The sequence below is a fragment of the Microbacterium sp. JC 701 genome (assembly GCF_021026215.1).
GTDB classification, from domain to species: domain Bacteria; phylum Actinomycetota; class Actinomycetes; order Actinomycetales; family Microbacteriaceae; genus Microbacterium; species Microbacterium algihabitans.
In genome coordinates this window covers 400449-417947 of the sequence record NZ_JAJNCV010000003.1, presented here as the reverse complement: position 1 = coordinate 417947, position 17499 = coordinate 400449, and the positions used below count along the sequence as shown (strand labels likewise).

The following is a 17499-nucleotide window of genomic DNA, read 5'->3' as shown; positions in this document are numbered from 1 at the left end:
CGGCCGTGCGGCGCTGGTGGCCGTTCACCGTCCGCGGCACCGGCGCGGTGCTGCTGGCCGTGGCCTCGTTCGTGATCGCCCAGCGCGCCGGCATCCCGGAACTGTTGTACTTCGCCTCGCTGCTGGCGGCGCTTCTCGCGGCCTCCGGCATCGCCCTGCTGCTCACGCGGGGCGCGGGCTCGGTGACGCGCACGATCACCCCGGAGGTGCCCGAGGTCGGCGCCCGCGCGAGCGTGCTCGTGCGCGCGGGTCTGCACAGCGCGCTGCCGACGGGCCCCGGACGCTGGCGTGACGCGCTGCCGTCGGGTCTCTCGGGTCGGGCGGAGGGCGCTTCTCCCGGCCTCTCATCGACGCTCGCGGGCGCGGGCGGAGCGATCGAGGTGCGTTACGAGGTCGTCGGCACGTCGCGCGGCATCCATTCCCTCGGTCCGTTCGAGGTCACCACGACCGATCCCTTCGGCCTGGTCCGGCGGCGGCTCGCCCTCGGGCGCCCCACCCCCGTGACCGTGGGTCCGGCCGTGGTCGACCTCGCTCCCCTGCCCACCGCGTCGGGCGAGGCCGGCGGGTCGCGCCAGACGACGACGATGCAGTTGGGCCAGGGCGCCGACAACCTCGTCGCCCGGCCCTACGCCCCGGGCGATTCGATGCGGCGCATCCACTGGCGGGCGACGGCCCACCGCGACACCCTCATGGTGCGTCAGGAGGAGCAGGAGTCGTCTCCGGCCGCGACGGTCGTGCTCGACCGCGCGCTGTCGCGCTGGTCGCCGCTCGCCGCGCACGCGCCGGGCGCCGATGCGGCGTTCGAGACGGCAGTCAGCGCGTGCGTGTCGGTCATCGCACGTCTCGTGCACGAGGGCTACACCGTCGACGTCGTCGACAGCGACGGGGCCCTGCTCACGGATCCCGTCGAGGGCGGTGACGACGTCGACGCCCGCCGGACCGCGGCCGGTTTCGCGAGCCTGCGTGCGCGCCCCGACGACCCCTCGCACCGCATCGTGCCCGCCTCGGCCGGCGCGCTGCTGGGCCCGGTCGTGGTGGTCACCGGACGACTGGGGGCCGACGATCGTGCTTCGCTGGGCACCGTGGCGCGACACTCGGCCATGCCGGTGCTGATCGTCGTCGCGGACGAGGGTTTCGACACCGACCTCGACGGCCTGCGCGCCGGCGGATGGCGTGCGTCCCTCGTGCGGTCGGGCGGCGAGGTCGCCGCAGCGTGGGACGACGCCATGGAACAGGGGTACTCCCGTGTCGGCTGACCTCACGGTGCTGCGCACCCCGCGTCGACGTCGCGATGCGACGATGCTCACCCTGGGGCTGTTCGCGGCCATCGTCTCGGCGATGCTGCCGGTGTTCTCGGTCATCGCGCCGGGCCCGTGGGTCGCGGGCGCCGTCGTCGTGACGGCCGGGGTGCTGGGCGCGGGCCTGCTGGTGCGCATCGCCCGCCTGCCCGCGATCCTCGCCAGCGCCATCGAGCTCGGTGTGTGGGTCGTGCTGCTGACGGCGATCTTCGGTCGCACCACGGCGCTCCTCGGGCTCATCCCCACCCCCGCCACCTTCGCGAGCGTCCCGGGTCTGCTCTCGGGGGCGTCGGAGGAGATCCGCCTCGGTGTCGCCCCCGTCGAACCGGCCGTCGGCCTGGCGTTCCTGCTCGTGGGAGCGATCGGCGGACTCGCCCTGGTGCTGGATCACGTCGTGCTCACGGCCCGGATGCCGTTGCTCGCCGGCGTCGGTCTCGTCGCGGTCTCGTTGATCCCGACCATCGCGATCCCCTCCGACGTCGACATCGTCGCCTTCGTGCTGCTGGCGGCCTCTCTGCTGTTCCTCTTGCGCGTCGACACACGCGCTCGGGCGATCGCGGTGTCCGACCGCGACCCGGCCCCGCGTCGCCTGGGCGCCTCGTCGACCGCGCTCGGCGTGGCCGCCGTCGCCGTGATCGTCGCCGTGGTCGCCACCCCGCTACTGCCCCAGCCGGGCCTGCGTTTCGCGACCGGCGGGACCGGCGGTATCGGGACGACCATCAACCCCAACCTCGAACTCGGCAACGACCTGCGCCAGCCGCGCGAGGTCGACGTGCTGACCGTGCGCACGACCGGGCCGACCGCCCCGTACCTGCGTGCCGTCACGCTCTCGCGCTTCGACGGCGCCGTGTGGGAACCCGACAGCTCCGATACGGTGCCCGTGCCCTCCGACGGGCCCGTGTTCGACCGCGTGGGCGTCGACCAGGACATCGCCCTGGCCGATTGGTCGACCACCGTCACCGTCGATCAGCTCGACAGCCCGTGGCTGCCCGTGCCCTACCCCGCCTCGACCGTCACGGGACTGTCGGGCGACTGGCTGGGCATGCCGCAGAACCGCACCGTCGTCACCCGCGCCGGCTCGACGCGCGACCAGGTGTACGAGGTGCAGGCGAACGTGCCCCGGCCGACCCTCGAGCAGATCCGCGCCCGTCAGGTCGGCAGCCCCGACCTCGACCCGGCGCTCACCTCGCTGCCCCCCGACGTCCCCGCCATCATCGGCGACACGGCTCGACAGGTGACGGCCGGCGCGAGCACGTCGTACGACGCGCTGATCGACCTGCAGACGTGGTTCCGCAGCAGCGCGTTCCGCTACTCCCTCGATGCGCCCGTCGAGGCGGGCTTCGACGGGGCGGGGATGGATGCCGTCGCCGACTTCCTGCAGGTGCGCGCAGGCTACTGCGTGCACTACGCCTCGGCGTTCGCGGTCATGGCGCGCTCGCTGGGCATGCCCTCGCGCATCGTGATCGGGTACCTGCCCGGCACGGCCTCGAGCATCCCGCAGCAGGGGGGCATCGAGTACACGGTCACCTCCAGCCAGCTGCACGCGTGGCCCGAGGTGTACTTCCAGGGCATCGGCTGGGTGCCCTTCGAGCCGACCAACAGCCTCGGCGTGCCCACGAACTTCGCCTCCAGCTCCACGACAGGGGGAGCCGCCCCCACGACCCCCGAAGAAGACGCGGCCGTTCCCTCGACGGCTCCGTCGCCGGCGGCGTCGTCGGCGGATCGCGGAGACACCGGGGCGGTGGAGGCCGGAGGCGCGGGCGTGGCCGCCCGCACCGGCACGGCGTGGATCCCCTCCGTCGTGATCGCACTCGCACTGCTGCTGCTGGCTGCCGCACCGTCGGTCGTGCGCACCGTCGTCCGGCGCCGTCGACTCGCCGCCGCACGGGCGGGAGACCCGGTGGCCGCGTGGACGGCGATGCGCGAAGACGCCGTCGATCTCGGCATCCCCTCCCCCGCGAGCGTGTCGCCGCGCGCCTACGCCACCCAACTCGTCGACGAGCACGGCGTGGACGCCGACGACGTCGATCTGCTCCGCGCAGCGCTCGAAGAGGTCAGCTACGCCGGAACGGAGCCGGATGCCGCGGCGGGACCCGCGCTCGCCGACGCGGTCGAGCGCATCCGCACGCAGTTGGCGTCGGGCGCCTCCCGCACGCGACGCCTCGTGGCACGGATCGCGCCGCGCTCCCTCCTCGTGCGACCGGGGGCCGAGGCCCCGGAGCGCGAGACCACCCCCGTCTGACGAGCGAAAAGCGCCCCCCCCGAGGGGTGACGCTCTTCGTGTGGCGGAAGTGACAGGATTTGAACCTGCGAGGCGAGTTACCCCGCCTACATGGATTCCAGCCATGCTCCTTAGGCCGCTCGGACACACTTCCAAGGGACGATCTTACACGGCGCTCCGGCCCCGCTCGAACCGCCACCGCGTCCGGGCCACCCCCCGGTCAGAGCACGCTCTTGGGCAGGCGGTGCAGCGTCACCGCCCCCACGGCGCGGAACGGATGCAGCGGATCGGGCGCTTCCGACCCCGTCGGTCCGCCCAGCTCGCTGTGCACGAGGGCGCTCATGACCGCGTACGCGTCCATCCGGTCCCAGCCGCGCTCGTCGACGAGGTGGTCGAAGACGTCTTCGTAGCCGCGCCGGACGCTCTCCTGCACGGGGTCGCCCAGGCCGACGAAGATCCACTCCTCGTCGGTCTCGACGCGGGGCGCGCGCAGAGCGGCATCCGGGATCAGATCGATCGAGACCACGGCCACGCCCGCCGCCTCGATCGCGACGAACGACGACTCGCCGCGGGCCATCACGGCGTGGATGTCGCCGATCGACAGCAGCGCCCCCTCGACCTCGACGGGCAGGTACACCGTGGCGCCCGGGGCGACGTCGGTGAGGTCCATGTTGCCGCCGAGCGCGGTCGTGGGCATGACGGTGGAGTTCTGCCCCGTCGCCGGCGCCGTGCCGATGCACCCGATCATCGGACGCGCGGGCACCACGTGCCGCTCGGTGAGGTGAACTCCCTCCGCGTCGATCGGGATGCGCCGGCTGACGACGTGGTCGGGCATGCGGTGCTGCAGCGCTCCGGCGCCGGGGAGGCTCTGCGACCAGCCGTAGTCTCCCAGGCGGATCTCGTGCACGTGCACCGCCAGGGCGTCGCCCGGCTTCGCCCCCTCGACGTACACCGGACCCGTCACCGGGTTGATCGGCGCCTGGAGGGCAGCGAGATCGCCGTGGTCGTGCAGCTCGGCGTACACCGCGTCGTCGGTCTCGAACGCGATCCTCTCGCCGGTGCCGGGGCGGATGCGCAGCACCGGGGGCACCGAGGCGTCGTACCCCGGGCGACCGTGCTCCTTACCGAGCCGGTGCTCGAAGGTCATCGGGACGCCACCTCTCCGCCGCCCTCGCCGGCGGTCGCCGTGGCGTGCTCGGGCAGGGGTCCGGTGGCCCCGCCGCTCTTGCGGGCGAAGATCACGTAGACGATCGCGCCGACGACCAGCCACAGGATGCCGCCGATCTTGGCGGTCATATCGGCGTTGAGCAGCACGTATCCGATGATCAGGAAGCCGACCAGCGGCACCACGAGGTGGAGCAGGTAGTTCTTCGACTTCTTCTTGCCGAGGTAGTACGCCGCGACCGACACGTGCAGCAGCATGAAGCCGAGCAGGGCGCCGAAGTTCACCAGCGACGAGATGACGGCGATCTGGCCGACGAAGAACAGCACCAGCACGAGCGAGATCGCGCTCACCAGCAGGATCGCCGCCATCGGCACCTGGCGCGAGGTGACCTTCGACAGGAAGGCGGGAAGGCGCCGGTCGCGGCTCATCGAATAGAGCAGGCGCGAGGTCGCCGCCTGGGCCGCGACCGCGTTGGCGATGCCGACCGCGATGACGTTGACCGCGAGGAAGGCGGTCGCCCACCCGCTGCCGGCGGCCTTGGCCACGAGCAGGAAGAAGGCGTTGTTGACCTCGTCGTCGCCGAAGGCGATCGTGCCGTTGGCGAGGGCGCTGGCGAACCAGGTCTGCGCGATGAAGAGCACCGCGACCACGAGCAGGGCGATGATCATGGCGCGACCGCCGGACTTCCGGTCACCCGTGGACTCCTCGGCCATCGTGGAGATGCCGTCGAAGCCGAGGAAGCTCAGCACCGCGATCGAGAGGGCGGTGGCGATGAGCGCGGGGTTGACCTTCTCGGCATCCCACAGCGGAGCCATGGTGAACTCCGCGCCGGGGATCGTGCCGGACGACAGGGCGACCATCGCGATCACGACGAAGATCACCACGAAGGCGAGCTGGATCGCGAGCATGACCCGGTTCGCGATCTTGATCGAGCCGATGCCGAGCACGTTGATGACGGTGTTGATGATGACGAACGAGACGGCCCAGATCCACTGCGGGACGTCGGGGAAGATGCCCGCCATCGACGAGGCCGCGAACACGTACAGCAGCGTCGGCACGAGCAGGTAGTCGAGCAGGATCGCCCAGCCCGCGAAGAAGCCCACCGTGGGGTGCAGACCGCGACCGACGTACGAGAAGACGGAGCCGGCGATCGGGAACGCCTTCGACATCTGCGCGTAGGCGAGGGCGGTGAAGATCATCGCGATCACGCCGGTGAGGTAGACCAGCGGCACCATGCCGCTCGCGGCGTTGAACACCACGCCGAAGATCGCCCACGGCGCGATGGGCACCATGAAGACGAGACCGTAGACCACGAGGTCGAAGGTGGACATGGAGCGCTTGAGCTCCTGCTTGTAGCCGAACGACTCCAGCGACTGCTGGGCCTCGGGGGCGGGGTGCGACATCGGGTCTCCTGGTTCGGGTGGGGTGGGGCGGGTGTCAGGGAAGGGGCGCGAGGAAGTCGGCGATGACCGTGCGGAAGGCGTCGGGCATCTCGAGGTGGGTGCAGTGGCTCGCCCCGGCGAACACGTGCGAGCGGGCGCCGGGGATGTGCGCGACGAAGGGCTCCCACGTCTCGGGGGTGGCCTCGTCGAACTCGCCGGCGACCACCAGCGTGGGCACGGCGACCTGGGGCAGGCGGTCGATGATCGTCCAGTCACGACCCGTGCCGACGACGTGGAACTCGTTCGGCCCGTTCATCGTGAAGTAGACCGTGGGGTCGGCGAGCATCTGCTGCTCGCTGTCGACGAAGTCCTGCGGCATCGGCGTGACGCGGCACACATGGCGCTCGTAGAACACGCGGGTGGCCTCGGCGTACTCGGGGTCGTCGAGGGTGCCGGCGGCCTCGTGCCGGTCGAGGGCGTCGCGGGCGTCTTCGGGGAGTTCGGCGCGCAGTCGCGCCGCTCCCGCGAGCCAGAGGGCCATGGATGCCGGGGAGTTGCAGATCTCCAGGCTTCGCAGCCCCGCGGGCTGACGCACGGCGATCTCGGCGCCGAGCATGCCGCCCCACGACTGACCGAGCACGTGGTACTCGTCGAAGCCGAGCGCTTCGCGCAGGTTGTGGAACTCGTCGACGAACAGCTGCGGCACCCACTGGGAGGCCGAAGCGTCGGGGTGGTGGGAGCTCTTGCCGCACCCGATCTGGTCGTAGTGCACGACGGTGCGACCGGTCAGCTCCGCGAGGGCGTCGAGGTTCGAGACGTAGTTGTGCGCCATCCCGGGGCCCCCGTGGAGCACGAACAGCGGCGCGGCGCCGGTGGGCTCGGTCGGTTCGGTGAGGCGGGCCCAGGTGAAGCCGTCGCGGAAGGGAACGGTGATCTCGCGTTGCGTGGAGCGGTGCGTGGAGCGGTGCATGCAGTCATGGTGGACCCGTTAAAGGTGCGTTGGCAAACCTTTTCTGCGGAATTAACATGGGAGAAACGACGGGAGCCCATGGCCGACACCGACGACGCCTCCCTGGTGGAGCGCGTAACCGATCGATTGATCACCGCCGTGGCGGTGGGCGAGTTCCTCCCGGGCACCCGTCTTCCCGCCGAGCGCGACCTCTCTCCCCTCCTGGGCGTCGGACGCACCACGGTGCGCGCTGCCCTCGACGACCTGTCGACACGCGGCCTGATCGAACGGCGTCGCGGACGGAGCGGCGGCACGTTCGTCGCCGAAGACTGGCCCGCCTCGATCGTGGTCGGCGTCGACCGGTGGTTCGAGGAGCGATGGAGCGACCTCGTCGACGCGTGCACGGCGAGCTCGATGCTGCACTCCTCGCTCGCGCGCCTGGCCGCCGAGCGGCGCACCGACGCCGACATCGCCGCGATGCGGGGCCGCCTCGACGACTTCCACGCGGCGGAGTCGGGCGACCCGAAGCAGCGCGCCGACAGCCTGCTGCACCTCGCCATCATCGACGCCGCGCACAACACCGCGCTGCGCGACATCCTGCTCGAGCACGAGCGACACCTCTCGCTGTCGGCCCCGGCGCACCCGTGGGGCGACCGCGGAAGCCATCGCCGCATGGAGACGCGCGCCGCCCGCGAGCACGACGCGATCGTCGACGCGATCGTGCAGGCCACCCCCGACGAGGCCGCCGAGCTCGCGCGCCGACACGTGCAGATCGACCTCGAGCTGTTCACCGAGGCGCGGGAGTTCGCCCGTCGTCGCGCCGCCGAGGCCGCCGCCGGCTGAGCCCGCGCCCATACGCGTCCGCCTCACGCCACGATCACCGCGAGACTGCATCTCGCTGACACGCCCGTTGCAGACTGCGGCCGTTTCGTCGGCGAGATGCAGTTTCGGCGCGATCAGGCCTCGCGCAGACGCTCCTCGAGACCGGCGCGCACCGCGGGCCACTCGTCGCGCAGGATCGAGAAGTACAGCGTGTCGGCCACGCTGCCGTCGGGAGCGATGCGGTGCTGTCGCAGGCGCCCCTCGCGGGTGGCCCCGAGACGCTCGATGGCGCGCGCGCTGCGCTCGTTGCGGGCGTCGCACCGGAGCGCCATGCGATTGACCTCCCACGCCTCGAACGCGTGGGTGAGAAGCAGCATCTTCGCGGCGGGGTTGGTGCGACCGCCCTGGAACGCGCGGCCGTACCAGGTCGTCCCGATCTCGACCCGCCCCTGCGCGGGCACGTACTCGTAGAACGTCGTGGCGCCGCGGACCTCACCGGTCTCGGCATCCCGCACCGTGAAGGCGTACAGCCCCGGCGTCGCGCGCTGCTGCTCGACGCGCGCGGCGTAGGCCTCGACCGAGTCCGCCCAGGGCGTGGTCATGCGGCTCCACAGCTCCGGGTCGGTCAGCGGCCACGCCTCGGCCGCGTCGTCGGCTCGAGCGGGAGACAGGCGGATGCCGTGACCCTCGAGGACGATGTCGTGCGCGGTCATCGTGCCTCCAGTTGAGCGATGAATTCGTCGGCCGCGGCGACCTTGCGGCGGAGGTCCTCCCGCCGCTGGTGCGCCTCGTCGCGGATGTCGGCGAGCCGCGCGCGCAGCGCCTCGTCGGAAGGATCGGCCTCGAGGCCGTCGACCACCGAGAGCAGCTCCCCCATCTGCTCGAGGGAGTAGCCGAGCGGCTTCATGCGGCGAATGAGGAGCAGGCGCGACTCGTCGTCGGCGGTGTAGAGACGGAAGCCACCCTCGGTGCGGGCCGAGGGACGCAGCAGACCGATCTCGTCGTAGTGACGGAGCGTGCGGATCGACAGCCCCGTCCGCTCGGCGAGCTCGCCGATCTGCATCGGTCGCACCTCGGTCATCGCATCCCCGATCCCGCAACCCTCTCGTTACGGTAGAGTCTAGTTCGTCGCGATCGCGACCCCCCTATTCTTCCCCGCGCCGACGCGGGTCCCCTCCCCTACCTCCTGGAGACTCTCCATGACCTCTGCCCTCGCGCGCCCGCGCACCGAGCCCACCGTCCTGCAGGCCCTGCGCTCCCCCCGCCTGCTCACCCGCGAGGTGCTCGCCGGCCTCGTCGTCGCCATCGCCCTCATCCCCGAGGCGATCGCGTTCTCGATCATCGCCGGCGTCGACCCGCGCCTGGGCCTGTTCTCGTCGTTCGTCATGGCGGTCGCCATCTCGTTCCTTGGCGGACGCCCCGCGATGATCTCGGCCGCCACCGGGGCGATCGCCCTCGTCATCGCCCCCGTCGCCCGCGAGCACGGTGTCGACTACCTGCTCGCGACGGTGATCCTCGGCGGCCTCCTGCAGGTGATCCTCGGCCTGCTCGGGGTGGCCAAGCTCATGCGCTACATCCCGCGCAGCGTCATGGTCGGCTTCGTCAACGCGCTCGCGATCCTCATCTTCACGGCGCAGGTGCCCCAGCTGATCGGCGTGCCGTGGGCGGTCTATCCGATCGCCGCGGCGGGCCTTGCGATCATGTACCTGCTTCCGCGCCTGACCAAGGTCGTGCCCGCCCCGCTCGTGGCGATCGTGCTGCTGACCGGCGCCGTCGTCGTGTTCGGCATCTCGGTGCCGACCGTCGGCGACCAGGGCGCCCTTCCCGAGAGCCTTCCCGCGCTGCTCGTGCCCAACGTCCCGCTGACGGGCGAGACGCTGGCGATCATCTTCCCGTTCGCGATCGCCATGGCCATCGTCGGACTGCTCGAGTCGCTCATGACCGCGGCCCTGGTCGACGACATCACCGACACCCCCTCGTCGAAGACGCGCGAATCGCTCGGGCAGGGCGCCGCCAACGTGCTGTCGGGCCTGTTCGGCGGAATGGGCGGGTGCGCGATGATCGGCCAGACGATGATCAACGTCAAGGCGTCGGGGGCCCGCACGCGCATCTCGACCTTCCTCGCGGGCGTCTTCCTGCTGGTCCTCGTTCTGGCATTCGGCGATGTCGTCGCGATCATCCCGATGGCGGTGCTCGTGGCCGTCATGATCGTCGTCTCGGTCGCCACCTTCGACTGGCACAGCATCCGCCCCGCGACTCTGCGGCGGATGCCGGTGAGCGAGACCATCGTCATGGTGCTCACCGTCGCCGTGACGGTGTGGACGCACAACCTCGCCATCGGCGTCGGTGTCGGCGTGATCGCCGCCGCCGTGCTCTTCGCCCGCCGCGTCGCGAGCCTCACCCGCGTCACGCGTGAAGTCGGCGCCGACGTCGCCCGCTACACCGTGGAGGGCGAGCTGTTCTTCGCCTCGAGCAATGACCTCACCACGAAGTTCGCGTACCACGACGACCCCTCGCGAGTGGTCATCGACCTGTCGCGCTCGCACGTGTGGGACGCCTCGACGGTCGCCGCCCTCGACGCCGTGCGCACGAAGTACGCGCACGTGGGCACCACGGTCGAGCTGGTGGGCATGAACGACCACGCCTCGCGCTTCCACGACCGCCTCAGCGGAGAGCTCGGCGCGGGCCACTGACCCGGCGCGGGTGACCGCTTCGTGTCAGGAGCGCAACGTCGTGGAGGGCGTCTCTCCGAACTCGCCGCGGTACATCGCCGCGAACCGGCCGAGGTTCGAGAAACCCCAGCGCGCCGCGATCGCGGCCACGGTGTCGACCGACGGATCGGCGCTGCGCAGCTCGGCGCGCGCGGCGTCGAGACGCACCCGGCGCAGGTACTGCATGGGCGTGCGACCCGTCGCGGCGCGGAAGGCGTACTGCAGCCCGCGGGGCGACAGGCGCGCCGCCTGGGCGATGTCGGCGAGCACCACGGGCTCCGCGGCGTGCGCTTCGACGTACGCCTTGGCGCGGCGCACGGGCGCGGGCAGCGGTCGCGAGGGTCGACCCGCCGCGAGGGCGTCGGTGAAGGTGGTCGGGAAGGCCAGGAGCGACGCCTCGAGCATGAGGGTGCGCGCCTGCTGCTCGATGAGTGGGGTGCGCTCGGGCGAGCGCAGCAGCACGTCGCGCGTGTACTCCCACGTGCGCGACCAGTAGCGCATGCGCTGTTCGCTCACCGGGGCGTAGCCCGTGGCGCGCACGCGCAGGGTGTCGTCACCCGAGAGACGGCGCGCGGCCTCGTCGAAGTCGGTGCGCGAGAACGAGACGGCGGTGCCGGCGATCCTCCCCGTGAAGGCGATCTCGAGAGGACGATCGACCACCATGAACGGCACGGCCGCGTCGATGCGCTCGCGACGATAAGTGGCCGAGACCCGCGGGCCGGCGATACGGCCGACGACGACCTGGTCGAGCGGGTCGGATTCGACCAGCATGGTGGAGCCGATCGTGTAGTCGCAGAACGCGAACCCCGGCTCGGATGCCGCGTGCCAGGTGAGCGCCGGCTGAATCGCCTCGGCTCGCGAGATGCGTGCACCGGGGACGACCGTCTGCCACAGATGCTCGACGGTCTCGGCGTCTCGCGTCTCGATGTTCGTATGCTCCACGAAGTGTCCTCATTCGTCCGGGATCGACGGCGATAACCGGCGCGATAGCGCAGGTGAATGCGGGAACGCTCCCACGCAGTCGATACGACGAATGCGAATTTCGCGGATGCCCCCCATCCGTCTTTCCACCGTATCTTTCCCGCGCGCATTCATGCGCATTTCGACTTGATCAGCCATAAAATGAAGCGCTCAATACAGAATGCGCATTCGCGTGAGTAGTCCTCGGCCAGCGGAGACGGGCCGCGCGCGAGGCCATAATGGGAGGGTGACGCCGCCCGGCGCCCCGCCCGCCGAAGGGACCCGCATGCCGTTCCGCACCATGACGACCCTGCAGACCTGGGTCGACGACTTCCGCGCAATGGGGTACGACCACGCGGAGATCCTGCGGGTGATCCCGCAAGACGGCGACGACGGCTCCGACACGGGTCTGATCGCCGCGCAGCTGCGCAGCGTGTCGACGACGTTCTTCATCTCCCCCGGCCCCGAACAGGGATCCACCGAGTGGGCCGTCACCTTCGAGCCGCGCGAAGACGCCGCACCGCTGCCCGCCGGACGCGTCATGGCGCTGTCGGGCGAACTCGCGACGCTCAGCGCTCTGTGCTCGTTCCTGCAGGCGCGCTCCGAAGCGTTCGTCGCACGCTCCTGACCCGACGCCTCGTCGGCGACGTGATCCGCGGGCGATCCGAACGGTCGCCGATGCTCAGCTGTCGGTGGCCCCGATGAGCTGATCGATGACGCTGGCCGCGATGGCGGCGTGGGCGGGGTCGAGATCGGCGACGGCCTTCTCGATGCCCGCGTCGAACGCGCGCAGGTGACGCCAGGGCTCGGCGTCGAGATCGACGGTCGCGGTGATGTGGTTGACGCGGCGATCCTCGTCGTCGAGGTCGCGGCGCACAGCGCCGCGCTGCACGAGGCGGTCGATGAGGGTCGTGACGCCCGCGGAGGTGATGCCCAGGTGGTCGCGCACGTGCGAGGGACGCGCTCCCGGGTTCTCGGCGACGAACATGAGGGCGCGTGCGTCGAGCTCGTTGAGCGAGAGGACGCGCCGCGCTTCCGCGGCCGCCGTGCGGCGGGCCTCGCCGTAAGCGAGCAGCGCGCGACTCAGGTCCGACCCCGGCGAGGGGGGCGTCGAAGCACCGGTAGACGTCTGCACGAGGCACGATCGTACTCACTGCAACCCAGAGCGCCGCCCGCTTGCGCCCGCGCGCCGTCATCGTGACACTCCGAGCCGACGCACACGCCACCCTTTCGCAAACGCCCCGCGGGTCGGCCCGGCGGCGGAGTACGCGGTTCCCGGCCGGCATGCTCACCGTGTCACCGCTGTCAAGGGCGCGTCTCGCCGCGCATCGCGGGGTTAGGACTGAGGTCACGACCCCGTCGGGAGACGGGCATCCCCGTCGGGAGACGGGAGCGAGGAGAACGACCATGATCTACGGACAGCAGAGCGGACGGCAGACGGGCTCGGTGTGGAGCATTGCGATGACCGCCGCCATGGGTAACGGCATCGGCCCGCGCTCGATCGATGAGGCCCCCCAGCCGTCGGCGACGGCGCCCGCGACGAAGCGGTGGCCCTGGTCGCGCACGCACGAGGTCGGCGAGGCGAAGGAGGTCGCGCCCCCGGCGTGATCGACCGCCCCTTCACCCGACGCGTCGGTTCCTTCCCCCGGGAGCCGGCGCGTCGGCTCGTTCACGGGGGCGAACCGGGTCGTGTCCCGGCGTTCATGCGATGGTCTCGTGGACGTAACCCACCACTCGGGGTCGAGCCTTCAGCATGGGACGACCGCGTCCGCGGTGCCCCACCCCCGGCCCCGAAGGCGACTGACGATGACTCGACCCATCCGTGTTCTCTCGCTCTACGAGGGCTTCTTCGCCGGCGGGGCGCGCATCCTCCACTCCGACGTGGTCGCCGGCCTGTCGCAGGGCGGGGCGCAGCAGCACCGCGTGCTCTCGCTCACCTCCGCCGCGCGTCGCGACGCCTCGATGCAGTCCGCCCGCGACGACACGCGCTTCCGCCGCCTGCAGCAGGCGGGGGTCGTCATCGACACCTTCGACCGCATCGCGGGCGATCGTCCCCTCGCCCCCGAGGAGTTCACCGCGACCGAGCTCGCCCGGGCCGCCGCCCTGTTCACCGAGGCCGACGTCGTGCTCTCTCTGAAGGAGCAGCCGCTCAGCCTCGTCGTCGCGCTGGAGCGTGCAGGTCTGCTCCCCGACCGCCCGATCGCCGCGTGCCTGCACCGCTCCGACCCGACGCACTCCGGCCCCGCTCTCGAGTGGTTGACGGATGCCGCGGGCAGCGGCGCCGTGACCGCCACGATCTCGTGCGCCGAATCGACCTCGCTCGCCTACGCGAACGCCGGTGTCGTCGCCCGCGAGGCGCGGGTGATCGACAACGGCATCGACACGCGACGCTTCCGCCCCGGCACGCGCGTGCAGCGCCGGCGCATCCGCGCGGGCCTCGGCATCCCCGACTCCGCCCCCGTCGTGCTGCTCGCCGCGCGGTTCGACGCGATGAAGGACCCCGGGCTCTTCCTCCGCGCGGTCGCCACGCACGCGCGTCGCGCGCCCGGAGCGCACTACGTCATGTGCGGCTCGGGCATGACGGCCGACAACCCCGCGTTCCGCGCCCTGCGGGCCGAGAGCGGAGTGGGCGAGTCGGTGAACCTGCACGCGCTCGGGCTGCGCGAGGACATGCCCGAGCTGTACCGGATCGCCGACATCGTCGCCCTCACGAGTGCCTTCGGCGAGGCCTCGCCGCTCTGTCTCGTCGAGGGGGCGGCATCCGGAGCCGTTCCCGTCACCACCGACGTCGGCGACGCCGCGCGCATGATCGACGGGTTCGGCCTGGTCACCGCCCGCGACGAGTCGTCGATCGTGGCGGCGTGGACCCACGCCCTCGCCCACCGGCCCGCCCTGCGCGCCGCGGCCGTCGCCGCCCGCGGGCGCCTCGACCGCCGGCGCATGATCGACGACTACCGCGGAGCCATCGCGGGGCTGCTGTTGGCGGACCTGGTCGCCGTCTGAGGCGCTGGCACGAGAATCGGCGCACGACAACCGGTCTCCGATCCGCGCCCGGTCGGGTGAAACCGTGTCAAGGTGAGGCATGACCGCCCGCATCGTGTCGATCGGCACGGCCCTGCCCGATACCCGTGTCTCCCAGTCGACATTGCGCGACCTGTTCGCCGCGCAACCCGGGTTCGACCGCAAGAGCCAGCGCCTCGTCGGCGCGGCGTTCGACGCCGCCGCCATCGACACTCGCCACGTCGTGCTGCCGCAGCTGGCGGGCACCGAGGTCGAGGGGCTCCCGGTGCGCGACGGCGACACCCTGCTGATGCCCCCGACGGGAGCGCGCAACGATGAGTACCGCCGCCGTGCGCCCGCCCTCTTCGCCGCGGCTGCCGGGGAGGCGCTGTCGGGCTCGGGGTACGGGGCCGACGCGGTGACCCACGTCGTGACGGTGTCGTGCACCGGCATGTTCGCCCCCGGGCCCGACTACCACCTCGTGCGCGACCTCGGACTCTCGCCGGCGGTCGAGCGCTACCACCTCGGCTTCATCGGCTGCGCGGCGGCCATTCCCGCCCTCCGTCTCGCTGCCCGCATCGTCGGCGACGACCCCGCGGCGGTCGTGCTCGTCGCATGCTGCGAGCTGTGCTCCCTGCACTGGCAGACCTCCTCGCACCCCGACCAGATCGTCGCCGCCTCGGTGTTCGCCGACGGTGCGGGAGCGGCGGTCGTGGCATCCGGAGACTCCTCGCGTGACGGCCTCGACCTCGACGGGTTCGCCACCCATGTGACCGACGACGGCGAGAAGGACATGGCCTGGACGGTCGGCGACTCGGGGTTCGAGATGACCCTGACCCCCGAGGTTCCGCGGATCATCGGTCGCGAGATCTCGACCATCGCCGACGACGTGCTGGGCGACCTCTCGGCCGTCGACGCGTGGGCCGTGCACCCGGGCGGGCGCAGCATCCTCGACCGCGTCGAGAACGCCCTGGGTCTGGATGCCAGCGCCCTCGCCCCCTCGCGCGAAGTTTTGCGCCGACACGGCAACATGTCGAGCGCGACGCTGCTGTTCATCCTGCGCGACCTGCTGGCCGATGCGGAGCGCGTCGAGGGCGACAGGGTGGCCGCCCTCGCGTTCGGGCCGGGGCTCACGGTGGAGGCGGCGCGGCTGACGATGCGCCGCACCGGCGCGTGAGCACGCTGGCCCGGCGCGACACCGCGCTGACAGAGCTGATGGACGACCCCGACTGCGACCCCCGCGCACTCGCCGCGACGTATCGGCGGTTCGACGTGGTGAACCGTCTCGTCTCGGCGTGGGGGCACGTGTACCGCACGCGGGTGCGTCCCGAGCTGCGCGCCCTGGGCCGACCGGCGCGCGTGCTCGACCTCGGATGCGGGGGCGGCGACGTCGTCGTGCGGCTGGCGGCGCTGGCCGCGCGAGACGGACTCGAGGTGGAGTGGGTCGGAGCCGACCCCGATCCGCGCGCCGTCGAGGCCGCGCGCGAGCGGCAACGATCCGGCGTGCGGTTCGTCGCGCAGGGGTCGGACGATCTGCTGTCCGCGGGCGAGAGGTTCGACCTCGTGATCTCGAACCACGTGCTGCACCATCTCGACGCCGACGGGCTGCGGCGCTTCGCCGATGACTCGCTCGCCCTCTCGCGCGGACGTGTGCTGCACGCCGACATCGCCCGCGGGCGCCTCGCCTACGCCCTGTACGCCGCGGGGATCGCCCCTCTCGCCGCCGGCACCTTCCTGCGGGTCGACGGGCTGCGCTCGATCCGGCGGAGCTATCGCGCGCCCGAGCTCGCCGCGGCCCTCGGCGCGCCCTGGCAGGTGGAGACCCCCGCGCCGTTCCGGGTGCTCGCCGTGGCTCGAGGGCGGGCGGATGCCGATGACTGAGGTGCTCGTGGTCGGCGCCGGCCCCGTGGGGCTGGCGTTGGCCGCCGACCTGCGCGCGCGGGGCGTCGACATCGCCCTCGTCGAACGTCGCACCGAGGCCGGAGCGGGAACGCGGGCGATCGGCATCCACTCCCCCGCCCTCGCCCTGCTCGAGGCCTCGGGCGCCACCGACGGGATCCTCGACCGAGCGGTGCGGATCGCGCGCGGAGAGGCCCGAGCCGACGGACGCCTGCTCGCCGCGATCCGCTTCGATCGCCTGCGGGCGCGCCACCCGTACGTGGCGGCGCTGCCGCAGTCCGACACGATCGAGGTGCTGACCGCCCTCGCCCCGCCGGTGCGGCGCGGGGTGACCGTGGAGTCGCTGCGGGCGGAGGCGGACGGCGTGCGCGTCGGCGTCGCGGGGGCCGACGACCTGCGCGCGAAGGTCGTGGTCGTGGCATCCGGATGGGCGGGACGCTCCCTCGTCTACCGCGACGGGGCCGTGCGCACCCACCACTACCCCGATCGCTACGTCATGGCCGACGTCACCGCGCCGGGAGGGCCGGTCGCCCGCGTGCACCTCGAGCGCGACGGCGTGGTCGAGTCGTTCCCCCTCCCCGACGGACGTCGGAGGCTCGTGGCCTGGGCCGGGCGGGACGAGGTTCCGGATGCCGCGGCCTTCCTGCACGACGCGGTGGCGCGCCGAACGGGGGTCGAGGTCGACACGGCCGGGGCGTCGAGCTTCGGCGTGCGACGCGCGGTGGCTCCTGCACTGCGTCGCGGCCGCGTGATCGTCGTCGGCGACGCCGCGCACGAGGTGAGCCCGATCGGCGGTCAGGGCATGAACCTCGGACTGCTCGACGCGCTCACCCTCGCCCCGCTGCTCGCGCCATGGGTGCGCGGGGGCGACGAGACCGGTCTGGATCGCTGGCAGCGCGACCGCCTCGCGTCGGCCCGGCACGCCGCGCGCCTCGCCTTCCTCAACACCCTGCTGGGCCGCGCCTCCGGCCCGCGGGCGCACGCGGCCCGTTCCGCCGCGCTCCGCACCGCTCTGCGCGGACCGGGTGGCGCGCTGTTCACCCGGGCCTACGCGATGCGCCTCGACCGGGCGGCATCCGGAACCTGACGAGC

Annotated in this window: 17 protein-coding genes and 1 tRNA gene; 10 read left to right on the top strand and 8 right to left on the bottom strand. The window is 72.1% G+C overall.

Annotation, left to right across the window (positions count from 1 at the left end; all coding sequences use genetic code 11):
• The first annotated feature begins 5 nt into the window (after positions 1-5).
• On the top strand, positions 6-1256 hold the full coding sequence (locus LPW41_RS13875; RefSeq protein ID WP_154097409.1) for a DUF58 domain-containing protein: 1251 nt from the start codon (positions 6-8) through the stop codon (positions 1254-1256).
• A complete protein-coding gene (locus tag LPW41_RS13870) occupies positions 1246-3540 on the top strand; it encodes a DUF3488 and transglutaminase-like domain-containing protein (RefSeq protein WP_230705145.1) in 2295 nt (764 codons plus the stop codon). Before LPW41_RS13875 ends, LPW41_RS13870 begins: the two co-directional genes overlap by 11 nt.
• Positions 3541-3581: 41 nt before the next feature.
• Here LPW41_RS13870 and LPW41_RS13865 read toward each other — a convergent pair.
• From LPW41_RS13865 to LPW41_RS13850, 4 genes are all read right to left on the bottom strand, one after another.
• Positions 3582-3673: transfer RNA gene (locus tag LPW41_RS13865), tRNA-Ser, on the bottom strand.
• 66 nt (positions 3674-3739) lie between these two features.
• The gene (locus LPW41_RS13860; RefSeq protein ID WP_144832940.1) at positions 3740-4666 is read right to left on the bottom strand and encodes an acetamidase/formamidase family protein; all 927 of its coding nucleotides are present in this window, start codon (positions 4664-4666) and stop codon (positions 3740-3742) included.
• Entirely contained in the window at positions 4663-6087 is a 1425-nt protein-coding gene (locus LPW41_RS13855) for an APC family permease (protein WP_144832938.1), read from the bottom strand. Before LPW41_RS13855 ends, LPW41_RS13860 begins: the two co-directional genes overlap by 4 nt.
• A 34-nt stretch (positions 6088-6121) precedes the next feature.
• Entirely contained in the window at positions 6122-7036 is a 915-nt protein-coding gene (locus LPW41_RS13850; RefSeq protein ID WP_230705144.1) for a proline iminopeptidase-family hydrolase, read from the bottom strand.
• Between the two features lie 78 nt (positions 7037-7114).
• On the opposite strand from LPW41_RS13850, the gene LPW41_RS13845 reads away from it, so the two are divergent.
• Positions 7115-7858 (top strand): FadR/GntR family transcriptional regulator, encoded by a 744-nt coding sequence (locus tag LPW41_RS13845; RefSeq protein ID WP_230705143.1) that lies wholly within the window; start codon positions 7115-7117, stop codon positions 7856-7858.
• Positions 7859-7971: 113 nt separating this feature from the next.
• Here LPW41_RS13845 and LPW41_RS13840 read toward each other — a convergent pair whose 3' ends face one another.
• Both LPW41_RS13840 and LPW41_RS13835 read right to left on the bottom strand, forming a co-directional pair.
• Positions 7972-8550: a GNAT family N-acetyltransferase gene (locus LPW41_RS13840; RefSeq protein WP_230705142.1), complete on the bottom strand. Its 579-nt coding sequence runs from the start codon at positions 8548-8550 to the stop codon at positions 7972-7974.
• Positions 8547-8918 (bottom strand): MerR family transcriptional regulator, encoded by a 372-nt coding sequence (locus LPW41_RS13835; protein ID WP_144832931.1) that lies wholly within the window; start codon positions 8916-8918, stop codon positions 8547-8549. Before LPW41_RS13835 ends, LPW41_RS13840 begins: the two co-directional genes overlap by 4 nt.
• A gap of 118 nt (positions 8919-9036) precedes the next feature.
• On the opposite strand from LPW41_RS13835, the gene LPW41_RS13830 reads away from it, so the two are divergent.
• The gene (locus LPW41_RS13830) at positions 9037-10530 is read left to right on the top strand and encodes a SulP family inorganic anion transporter (RefSeq protein ID WP_230705141.1); all 1494 of its coding nucleotides are present in this window, start codon (positions 9037-9039) and stop codon (positions 10528-10530) included.
• A gap of 24 nt (positions 10531-10554) precedes the next feature.
• On the opposite strand, the gene LPW41_RS17110 is transcribed toward LPW41_RS13830, so the two are convergent.
• The gene (locus LPW41_RS17110; protein WP_222123922.1) at positions 10555-11490 is read right to left on the bottom strand and encodes an AraC family transcriptional regulator; all 936 of its coding nucleotides are present in this window, start codon (positions 11488-11490) and stop codon (positions 10555-10557) included.
• Positions 11491-11794: 304 nt separating this feature from the next.
• Here LPW41_RS17110 and LPW41_RS13820 point away from each other — a divergent pair, with 304 nt between their 5' ends.
• Positions 11795-12136, top strand: a complete 342-nt coding sequence (locus tag LPW41_RS13820) for a hypothetical protein (RefSeq protein ID WP_144832927.1) — start codon at positions 11795-11797, stop codon at positions 12134-12136.
• A 54-nt stretch (positions 12137-12190) separates the two neighbouring features.
• Here LPW41_RS13820 and LPW41_RS13815 read toward each other — a convergent pair whose 3' ends face one another.
• Entirely contained in the window at positions 12191-12643 is a 453-nt protein-coding gene (locus tag LPW41_RS13815; RefSeq protein ID WP_144832925.1) for a helix-turn-helix domain-containing protein, read from the bottom strand.
• 272 nt (positions 12644-12915) lie between these two features.
• Between LPW41_RS13815 and LPW41_RS13810 the strand changes: the two genes are divergently transcribed.
• The 5 genes from LPW41_RS13810 (at position 12916) to LPW41_RS13790 (ending at position 17494) form a co-directional block, all read left to right on the top strand.
• Positions 12916-13116: a hypothetical protein gene (locus tag LPW41_RS13810; protein WP_144832924.1), complete on the top strand. Its 201-nt coding sequence runs from the start codon at positions 12916-12918 to the stop codon at positions 13114-13116.
• 198 nt (positions 13117-13314) lie between these two features.
• Entirely contained in the window at positions 13315-14511 is a 1197-nt protein-coding gene (locus tag LPW41_RS13805; RefSeq protein ID WP_230705140.1) for a glycosyltransferase, read from the top strand.
• Between the two features lie 79 nt (positions 14512-14590).
• A complete protein-coding gene (locus LPW41_RS13800; protein WP_230705139.1) occupies positions 14591-15685 on the top strand; it encodes a type III polyketide synthase in 1095 nt (364 codons plus the stop codon).
• A gap of 38 nt (positions 15686-15723) precedes the next feature.
• The gene (locus LPW41_RS13795) at positions 15724-16389 is read left to right on the top strand and encodes a methyltransferase domain-containing protein (protein ID WP_230705192.1); all 666 of its coding nucleotides are present in this window, start codon (positions 15724-15726) and stop codon (positions 16387-16389) included.
• Positions 16376-17494, top strand: a complete 1119-nt coding sequence (locus LPW41_RS13790) for an NAD(P)/FAD-dependent oxidoreductase (protein ID WP_230705138.1) — start codon at positions 16376-16378, stop codon at positions 17492-17494. Before LPW41_RS13795 ends, LPW41_RS13790 begins: the two co-directional genes overlap by 14 nt.
• Positions 17495-17499 lie beyond the last annotated feature (5 nt).